This window comes from Providencia sp. JGM181 (genome assembly GCF_018257375.1).
In the GTDB taxonomy this organism is placed as follows: Bacteria; Pseudomonadota; Gammaproteobacteria; order Enterobacterales; family Enterobacteriaceae; genus Providencia; species Providencia lanzhouensis.
The window spans coordinates 1-9,687 of record NZ_JAERJY010000140.1 but is presented as its reverse complement, the minus strand read 5'-3'; the positions used below and the strand labels follow the sequence as shown (position 1 = coordinate 9,687).

Sequence of the window (9,687 nt, the reverse complement as noted above, 5' to 3'; positions counted from 1 at the left end):
CGCTTATTCAGAGTGATTAATTGAATTATTCACTTTTCTCTACTTCAAAAATTATTGATTGATAAGGTTGTAGGGTAATTTTATGCTTGTCGTTATGGATATTTTCATCGTGAATATTTGCGATATTGCTTAAATGCACTTGGCGATAATGTTGGCTAATAGCTTGCGGTTTATCGCTGAAATTACAGTAAATATCGATGGCGCGTGAACCTAATGTTCGCCGATAAGCAATAACAGGTTCAAGGGCGCTAATTTCTGAAAATTCGCCTTCAACCAAGATATCACTAATTGGAGAATGGCGGCGCAGGGTAATTAATTGCTGGTAAAATGCGAAAAGTGAATCGGGTTGCTGCTGTTGGGTGGCGGCATTAACCTCTCGATAGTTAGGATTAACTTTTAGCCACGGCGTTCCTGTTGTAAATCCGCCATGACGTTGGTTATTCCATTGAAATGGTGTACGCGCATTGTCGCGGCTACGTTGGGTAAAATAGTTCATCATGGTGGTGTGAGAATACCCGTGATTTTGACCCCATTGGTAGAGTTTAAAGAGATGCAGATCGTGGTGTTCGTCGAGCGTCATTGGGCAGTTCGTCATGCCAATTTCTTGCCCTTGATAAATAAACGGCGTACCGCGCTGAGTCAGTAAAAACATCGCCAACATTTTTTCAGCGACAGGGGAGATGGTGCCTTTCGGTAAGAATTTGTTCAGTGAGCGCGGTTGGTCATGATTTTCTAAATAAGGTGCGCCCCAACCCACTTGCTGGGTCGTGAGTTGGCTTTTTAGAAAAACAGGTTTTAAACGTTCACCTGTGATTGGAGCTATGGAGAACGGGGGCTGCTTGGCAATATCGAGATCCGCAATACTGAAGTCGAACACCATAGAGAATGACCCATCTTCCCCGATATAGTCAGCAAGATCTTGTGGTGGAACATCGATTTCAGCCACTGTCATTGAGTTCGCAGGATGGAAGGTTTGACTTGCGAGCTCCTTTAAAAATTCATGGATGCCTGGTTGGTTAACCACCCAAGGAACTAAAGACGCGGTGCCATCTTCCCGATCGGGAGGGAATAGATAAGGCGAGAGGGCTTCAGGGGATTTTTTAATATTGCCGATGGCATCAATGCGGAATCCGGCAACGCCTTTGGCTATCCAACGGTTGATCATTTGGATAATTTCTTGGCGTAATTGTGGGTTTTCCCAATTAAGATCCGGTTGCTCGGGTCCGAAAGAGTTGAAGTACCAGCGAGTGCTATCTGGAACCTGAGTCCACACCGGGCAATCAAAGTAGGTGCGTAAATTGTTCGGTGGAGTGGGTTTATCCCATTCAATAAATTGGTAATAGTCAGCATAAGGGCTGTTGGGATCAGCAAGGGCAGCTTCGAACCAAGGGTGCTGGTTTGAGCTGTGGTTAAGCACTAAGTCCAGTAGGATTTTAATACCACGCTGTGAAGCTTGGTTTATCAATATATCAAGATCGTCGTTGCTACCAAAAACCGGATCAACGCTGTCATAGTTGGCAATGTCATAGCCATTATCTTTCATTGGCGATTCAAAAATTGGGCATAGCCAAATCACGTTTACGCCCAAAGATTGAATGTAGTCTAGCTTGGCGCTGATACCAGCGAGATCGCCAATACCGTCGCCATTATAGTCATAGAAGCTTTTGGGGTAGATTTGGTATACCACCGCAGATTTCCACCAGGCTTGAGCCATCTATTTTCTCCTTAATCAAAATCAGATATCAGTAAGTTGCTTTAAATATAGGCAATGTGTGTTTTTGTGCGATGTATCATTATTTTGCGAAATGCAAATGCAAACTAATATCATTAGCGCTATGTTTCATGTAAGATGATCGCCATCTTCGGGTCATGAATGACGTGACTAACGATAATCACATTGAAAGGTGGAGGAATTTAGATGTTCGCAAAATCATTAGTTTCAGGGTTTGCCCTATTATCCGTTGTTGCGTTAGCGGGTTGTGATGACGCTAAGCAAACACAAACTGCAGCGCCAACGACCGAGCAGCCAGCAACAGAAAAAGCAGCTGAAAAACAAACGATTGTCGTTGAACATGCTCAAGGCAAAACTGAAATTCCTAGCCATCCACAACGTGCGTTTGTGATGAACATGGAAACCTTAGACATCATCGATGCGCTGGGTATTCCGGTGATTGGTGTTCCACAAACTAACGCCCATTTTCCACAGTTTTTAGAGAAATATAGCACCTCAGAATATGTTAATGGCGGGAGCTTATTTGAGCCGGCTTATGAAACTATCAGCAGTGCAAAACCGGATGTGATTTTAGGTGGTAGCCGTGCTCGCGATGCTTATGACAAATTAAGCGGTATCGCACCAACGATTTCTTTAGACATTGATAACAAACGTTTTATTGATAGCCTGATGGAGCGTACGACGCTGTTAGGTTCTTTATTTGGTAAAGAAGAACAAGCGAATAAACTCGTTTCTGACTTCAAAAACAAAATCAATGATATCAAAGGCAAAACCCCTGATGCGGGCAAAGCGATGGTGATCTTAGTGAGCGGCGGTAAAATTTCTGCTTACGGTCCAGGTTCCCGTTTTGGCTTTATCTTTGATGTATTAGGTTTCGAACCTGCTTATGTCTTCACGGAAGATACAGGCCGTCACGGTAATATCGTGAACTCAGAGCTGTTATTAAAACTGAACCCAGACTGGTTATTTGTTATCGACCGTGATGGCGCGATTGGTGCGAAAGATGCACAACCTGCGGCAGACGTGTTAGACAATGCTTTAGTCAGAAAAACTTCTGCATGGGAAAAAGGCCAAGTGGCTTATTTAGATTCTTCAGCGGTTTATATCGCTGGTGGTATCCAAACTTATTCCCAATTAATGGATGATGTAAACAAAGCTTTAGAGAAGAAAAAAACGAATTAATCAATGAAAACGCTTTATCTCTCTTTTGGTATTCTCGCGTTATTGGTATTAGCGGTATTAAGCTTGTTTATTGGAGCGGGTGACGTGTCACCCGTTTCGCTTTTCACCGACCCCGAGATGCAAGATATCTTTTTCGTGAGCCGGATCCCTCGCACTGCCGCCCTGATCCTTGCAGGAAGCGCCATGAGTGTCGCGGGGCTGATCATGCAGTTACTCACCCAAAACCGTTTTATCGAACCTTCCCTTGCGGGTACCACGCAATCTGCCAGCCTTGGTTTACTGTTCGTGATGATCCTGTATCCAACGGCTTCTATCATGACCAAAATGGTGGTGGCGAGCGGATTTGCACTGCTAGGCACAGCGTTGTTTATGCTGATTTTACGCCGGATCATTTTGAAGTCCGCCTTGATAGTACCGTTAGTCGGTATCATGCTTGGGGCTGTGATCAGCGCGCTTACCATTTTTACCGCCTACTATTTCGACCTGCTTCAATCCCTAGGTGCTTGGATGAGCGGCGACTTCTCCAGTATTCTACAAGGTCGCTATGAGCTACTTTGGCTGGTGGGGGGCTTAACACTGGCAGCCTGTTTAATAGCTGATAGCTTTACAGTGGCAGGGATGGGGCGTGAGTTTTCCGTTAACGTCGGCTTGAATTACCAGAAAGTGATGACCATCGGGTTATCTATCATCGCCTTAATCAGCGGTGTGGTGGTGGTCGTTGTCGGTGCGTTGCCATTCTTAGGGTTGATTGTCCCGAACCTGATTAGCTTGATGATGGGGGACAATATTCGTAAAACTATCCCGTGGATCTGTTTAGCGGGCGGCGGCTTAGTGCTGCTGTGTGACATTATTGGTCGCTTAATTCGTTATCCGTTTGAAATTCCTGCGAGTGTCATTTTAGGTGTCGTAGGCGCGGTTATTTTCCTTTATCTCTTGTTAAAGCATCAGCGTTATGGAAAAAGTTAATTCATTAAGTTTGCCAGTGAAAAGAACGTTTACGCCAATCCAGCGCATCGGTTTGTTGGCTGCGCTGTCAGTGCTGTCGATCATTTTGTACATGACCATTAATTTGGGCAGTAATCTTGCGTACATTCTGCCCCATCGCGGCTATATCGTGCTGACGATGATCATTGTGGCGTTTGGCTCTGGGGTATCGACGGTTCTGTTTCAAACTATCGCCAATAACAAAATTCTGACGCCATCCATTATGGGGTTAGAGGCATTGTTCATCCTGCTGCAAACTATCTTTGTGTTTTATACCGATAGTTTTCCCGCATCATGGTTGTTGAATATTGGTAAGTTTTTGCTGGAATCCTCTCTGCTGGTGATTTTCTCCGTACTGCTGTACCGCTGGCTGTTTATTTCCGTCAAAATGAATATCAACTTAGTTTTGATGGTGGGAATTATCCTCGGAACACTGTTTCGCAGTGTGGCGACCTTGCTGCAACGCTTGATGGATCCGAATGAGTTTTCCATTTTGCAAAGCCGGATGTTCGCGACTTTCACTAAAGGGACGCCGGAGCTGATTCTGTTCACGTTGGTGATCACTGTGATTGTGGGCATTCTGCTTTGGCGTATGCGCTACTGCTTCGACGTGCTAGCACTGGGACAAGCTAATGCGGTGAACTTAGGGATTAACTACCGTCAGCAAGTCACCGTAATCTTATTACTGATTTCTGTCCTAGTGGCAATATCCACGGCGCTGGTGGGGCCGCTCACGTTCCTCGGCTTGATGGTGGCTAACTTGGCTTACTACATCGCAGGAAGCAGCCAGCATCGCTATTTATTGCCAGTTTCTTTCCTACTCGGTGTGATTGCATTAGTGGGCGGACAGTTGGTTCTTGAATATGGATTGAATAAAGCGGGTACCTTATCTGTGGTACTCGAGTTTGTCGGTGGAATATTCTTTATTTATATGGTGTTAAGAAGGTTTTAGTATGATTGAAATTCATCAGGTATCGAAAAGTTATCAAGATACTAAGGTCTTAGATAACGTTACAGCCAATATTAAAAATAGCGGTGTCACTTCAATCATCGGTCCAAATGGTGCAGGGAAATCAACGCTGTTGTCGATTATTGGTCGCCTACTATCGGCGGATCACGGTTATGTCAAAGTGAATAACTTGGATGTCTCGACTACACCAAGCGACCAGCTCGCAACCTGCTTATCGGTACTTCGCCAAGAAAACCAATTTGCTAGCCGTTTAACGGTGGAAGAGCTGGTTGGTTTCGGGCGCTATCCTTATACCAAAGGGCGCTTAACACTGGATGACAAGCAGAAAATCGACGAGTCTTTGGCATTTTTGAACTTAACTGAGTTTCGCCATCGTTATCTTGATGAACTTTCGGGCGGTCAGCGTCAGCGTGCGTATGTGGCGATGGTACTATGCCAAGATACCGAATATGTACTGCTGGATGAGCCACTGAATAACTTGGATATGAAGCACGCGGTAATCATGATGAAATTACTGCGCCGTGCGGCGGATGAACTAGGTAAAACCATCATTCTGGTTATCCACGATATTAACTTTGCTTCTGTGTATTCAGACTATATTGTGGCGCTGCGAAATGGGCGTTTGTCCTACCACGGCGAGCCTCAAGAGATCATGAAGTCCGAGATTTTAGAGGAAATTTTCGATACGCCGCTGGAAGTCAAAGAGCTGGATGGACAACGGATCGCGCTGTATTACTGATTTTTATTAGAATAAACCAACTTAAGATCGTGTGATGCTGCAATTTTTGTGAGTAGGTGAACATTATGGCCATTTCAGTCAAATTAAATGATGACTTTGTGTCTGATGCTAAAATTCACGCTGAAGCGGAAAGCAGAAGTGTTCCTAAGCAAATTGAACATTGGGCGAAAATAGGCAGGTTTGTTGAAGAAAACCCTGATCTACCTTATAGCTTTATCGAGGAAATGCTCTTAGCAAAAGCTGAAGTCGAGAATAACAAGGTATCTCGATATGTCAGAAAAAACGGACTAAAGCTGATTTGATTTGGATGAGTTAATGATAAGGTGGCGGCAAATAATGCCGCCATTTTTGTTTTAGTTCATAGGAATATTATTGCGGTGGGATAGTAATATCTTCGTCGCTGTCGAGCTCATCCAGTGGCTGAAGGATCTCAAGGCGTTTGATGCCATCAGCATTCACCACTAAACGCGCTAATTCATTGTAGGCTTTCTTATTCATGATGACGCGGCGGCATAGATAAATATGATAAACCTTTTCGCCGATAATCACGGGTTCATCATCATTAACCATCAACTCTTCATAGCTAATATCGAGATATTTCAAAAAGTCTGAAATATTAACCCGCGTAATATCCACAATAGATGACTGAGTCTGCATAAAGGCCGCAGAATGGCTGTGCAAGGTGACATCCTTGCGATAATACAGAATATCTTCCACGCGCTGCACATTGACCAAATTCACCCAGTGGGATTTTTGGCGCATTTCATGAATATCAGGGGATAGGGTACTTTCTTTCAGAAAGCGGAATGACTCCTTACAAACCCCTACGGGCTCTTTGACGCCTTCCCGATAAATACGCAATTGGCGGTCGGGGATCCAGCGTTGAAATAACCGATATAGCTGCTCTCGCCCAATCTCTTTTAAGCGATCTTTAAAGATATAGCCAATCACCATCGCTAAGAATAAATTGGCGCTGAGTGCCCCGTATTTACCTTGCCACATAAAGGCGATAAATGTAGCGAAAATCATCGAGATTGCGGCTGCAATACCATAAATGGAGTGCAACAGTAACGGAAGCCCTCGTTTGTGGCGGATCTCTAAGTAGAGATAGCGGTTAATGTATTTTTTCAGCAAATTACGGCGGTAGGTGACCATTTCCGCGTCGTTTTCATCATGCGGAAAGCTATCAGGCGCTAGCTTTTTCAAGTAGCGCATCTCTTGATACCACAGATGGCGAATTTCATCGCGCAGAGGAAGCTGTTTGTCTTTTAATAAATCCTGTAAGTAAAACAGGGTGTAATGGGACATAAACTCATCGCAATAGGCGAAAGCGTTGGATTGAATGACCTTTTCAATTGGCGTTGCATAGGTGCTGAGTTCTCGATAGCGTTTGAGACTGTGCTCAATGTCTGCCAACATCCCCGTTATATACTCTTCAGTTTGCCGTTGAGAGTTTTGAGCGACCATCTTTAGGGTTAACCGCACGCTGCGCTTAAAGGTGAGTGCAAAGCGTTTTAGATGGTTTTCATATTCATCTAATGTTGGCGGTAATTCAGGATCTAACCGTTCCAACCAGCTTTTCAATTCATCGACTAGCCCACCTTCTGCGGGAATAGAAGAGAGCTGCACTGTAGGGGCTCGTAGCCGAATATAGTTTTTTAAGCTGCGCTGAAGATTTGAAGGGGTGTAGAGATCGGGGTTAACTTGCATCGATGCCGGAAGAAAAAAGAAGGTTTCAACTTGGTAGCGGATCTCTTTTGATTTTCGAGGGAAAAAGACTTGCTGTTTGATTTCAAACTGCTTTTTACCGTGAATTTTCAGAGATTCTTTAATCATGGCCTTCCTACCGGTATTTCAGCGTATCCAAATATGGGGTGAATACGATGCAAGTATTTATCAAGGAAGAACAATAGTAATGTGGATGGCAATAAAAGAGAAGGGAGACAAAGAGAAGGAAAACAAAAACGGCCGCTAATGTTTACTTCCAAGCCAAAGCGGAAATAAATAGTCGGCCGTTTTAAGCGTTCGTTGTCAGTTAAAAATTATTTTTTAGCTGCTGGGCGAACTGCGGTTACTTCAATTTCCACTCTCCAAGCTGGGTTAGCCAGTTTAGCGACTTGGAAGGTAGAACGAGCTGGTAGATTGGTCACTTTTTCAGTTTCATAGAACTTGTTGTAGCCAGCCATGAAGCCAGCGAAGTCCATAGTTCCTTTAGTTTCATCACCACCAACTAAGAAAACTTGCATTTTAACAACGTCATTCATAGTCAGACCCATTTCACCCAGAGTCGCTTGAATTTGTTTCAGAACGTTGATTGTTTGTACTTCGGTGTTACCGTAAGACTCTAAAACGCCTTCTGGAGCATCTTTAGAGATTTTAGAAGGAACTTTCCCACTCAGGAAGATGAGGCTGTTGTTCGCGCTGATTTCTACTGATTCAGCGATTGGGAAACCTTTAACTGGAACACGTTTCACATCGTCTGCTGCGTTTGCAGTTGCTACACCTAAAACTAAAGGTAAGGAAAGCAGTAAAGTTTTGTAGCGCATAATAACTCCTTTATATATGAAAGTAGGAACCTATTAAGACCGTAAGGGACTCGATAGGTTCCATCTAATTGTGTTTCGTTTTAATTAGTTAAAACGAGACAGTTTATAAGGCGTTGGATCGATAAATGTCTTCTCGTCCATTAACAATTCAGCAGTTAATCGACCAGCCGCCGGGCTTTCAGTCATACCCCAACCAGTCGCGGTATTGATAACCAGGCCTGGGTATTGTTCAACTTTAGAAATGATTGGAATCTCGTCATCAGTTGGAGAAACGGTGCCGCCCCAACGTTCAACAACTTTAGATTCTTTAAATACTGGGAATTCTTTTCTCAGACGCTCAAGAACGCCATCTAAGTGGTCGTTGTTTGGCGTGTTAGTTGCTGTACGGAACTCTTCGAATGGAGTCTTCTCGTCTAAGTTCCAAGAAGTTGCCATAGTGAATGAGTTGAACAGGTCTTTACCGATAGAGAATTCTAATGGTAATTCACCGCCGCCTAATACGTGCAGGAAGCGTGGTCCTAACAGGAAGCTGTCTTTCACGATAGAGCTGGTGAAGATACGTGGTGCAACCGCGTAAGTACCGTCTGCTTGTTCACGGAAGTGGATACCGTTTGGCAGGTGGACGTTACCTTTTGGTGCGCCTGGAACGCCAGTAATACGCTGTTGAGACAGGTAAACGTTCAGAGTAGGGACATCAACACCTAAGTTACCCATGAACAGACGTGACCAGATACCACCAGTCAGAACGACTTGAGAGGTTTTGATTGCGCCTTTTTCAGTCACAACGTCAGAAATTTTACCGCCTGCGGTTTCTAAGCCACGAACTGCGCAATTCAGGTAGATTGGAATACCAATTGATTTTGCGTAGTTAGCCATTGCTGGGGTAACAGTTTCTGGGTCAAGGCTACCAGAATCTTCTTCAAAACCACCAATTTTCCATGGAGATTGAGCACCAACCAGACGATTAGCCAGTTCTTGACCTTCGATCATACGGGTTCTCAGCGGGGTATCGAAACCTGGGTTTTCAGACGCAGATTTGATCCACGCTCTTGCAACTTCCAGATCTTCTTCGCTTGAAGGAACTTCAACACGACCTTGAACGCGGTAGCTAGTATCAGCACCGATTTTTTCGTTCATGCCGAGCCATTGAATTTTTCCGTAGTGGTGTAATGGGAAAATAGCTGGGGAGGTTTTATAGCTGATGATCTGGCTGTATGCGCGACCAGATTGCTCGCCGCCAACAACGCCTTTTTCACAGATAACAACGTTTAAGCCGCGCTCTTTCAGGTTAATCGCAGTCATGATGCCTTGCAGACCAGCACCGATAACAACCGCATCAGCAGATGCTGGTAATTTACCTTCGGTACCCGCGACTGCAGGTACGCGTGATGGCGTAGATTCAAAACGACCTTCTCTGCGGATCATAGGGACAACAGCTGCGCCCCCAGCAATAACACCAGCAGCACCAACCCCTAATAATAGTTTTCTTCTCGAGATTTTCATCTATAACCTCAATAACAATCTTGTTTTTTAT

Annotated in this window: 9 protein-coding genes; 5 read left to right on the top strand and 4 right to left on the bottom strand. The window is 44.4% G+C overall.

From position 1 onward, the window contains the following. Positions 1-25 precede the first annotated feature (25 nt). Positions 26-1,714 carry an alpha-glucosidase gene (locus JK188_RS14700; protein ID WP_211886953.1) on the bottom strand — a complete coding sequence of 563 codons (1,689 nt, stop codon included), beginning with the start codon at positions 1,712-1,714 and terminating at the stop codon, positions 26-28. Positions 1,715-1,918: 204 nt separating this feature from the next. On the opposite strand from JK188_RS14700, the gene JK188_RS14695 reads away from it, so the two are divergent. The 5 genes from JK188_RS14695 (at position 1,919) to JK188_RS14675 (ending at position 5,909) form a co-directional block, all read left to right on the top strand. Beyond that, positions 1,919-2,914: a siderophore ABC transporter substrate-binding protein gene (locus JK188_RS14695; RefSeq protein ID WP_211886955.1), complete on the top strand. Its 996-nt coding sequence runs from the start codon at positions 1,919-1,921 to the stop codon at positions 2,912-2,914. 3 nt (positions 2,915-2,917) lie between these two features. Beyond that, positions 2,918-3,880, top strand: coding sequence for an ABC transporter permease (locus JK188_RS14690; protein ID WP_036949213.1), 963 nt, complete (start codon positions 2,918-2,920; stop codon positions 3,878-3,880). Further along, the gene (locus JK188_RS14685) at positions 3,867-4,850 is read left to right on the top strand and encodes an iron chelate uptake ABC transporter family permease subunit (protein WP_154603184.1); all 984 of its coding nucleotides are present in this window, start codon (positions 3,867-3,869) and stop codon (positions 4,848-4,850) included. The genes JK188_RS14690 and JK188_RS14685 overlap by 14 nt, the downstream gene beginning before the upstream one ends. Before the next feature lies 1 nt (position 4,851). Continuing rightward, the gene (locus tag JK188_RS14680; RefSeq protein ID WP_036949215.1) at positions 4,852-5,607 is read left to right on the top strand and encodes an iron ABC transporter ATP-binding protein; all 756 of its coding nucleotides are present in this window, start codon (positions 4,852-4,854) and stop codon (positions 5,605-5,607) included. A gap of 65 nt (positions 5,608-5,672) precedes the next feature. Further along, a complete protein-coding gene (locus JK188_RS14675; RefSeq protein WP_211886957.1) occupies positions 5,673-5,909 on the top strand; it encodes a ParD-like family protein in 237 nt (78 codons plus the stop codon). A 67-nt stretch (positions 5,910-5,976) separates the two neighbouring features. Here the strand turns inward: JK188_RS14675 and JK188_RS14670 are convergent, their stop codons facing one another. The 3 genes from JK188_RS14670 to JK188_RS14660 all read right to left on the bottom strand — a co-directional run bounded on the left by JK188_RS14670 (position 5,977) and on the right by JK188_RS14660 (position 9,656). Beyond that, entirely contained in the window at positions 5,977-7,443 is a 1,467-nt protein-coding gene (locus JK188_RS14670; RefSeq protein WP_211886959.1) for a hypothetical protein, read from the bottom strand. Between the two features lie 206 nt (positions 7,444-7,649). Then, the gene (locus tag JK188_RS14665) at positions 7,650-8,153 is read right to left on the bottom strand and encodes a RidA family protein (RefSeq protein ID WP_036949217.1); all 504 of its coding nucleotides are present in this window, start codon (positions 8,151-8,153) and stop codon (positions 7,650-7,652) included. A gap of 84 nt (positions 8,154-8,237) precedes the next feature. Then, positions 8,238-9,656, bottom strand: a complete 1,419-nt coding sequence (locus JK188_RS14660) for an NAD(P)/FAD-dependent oxidoreductase (protein ID WP_036949218.1) — start codon at positions 9,654-9,656, stop codon at positions 8,238-8,240. Positions 9,657-9,687 lie beyond the last annotated feature (31 nt).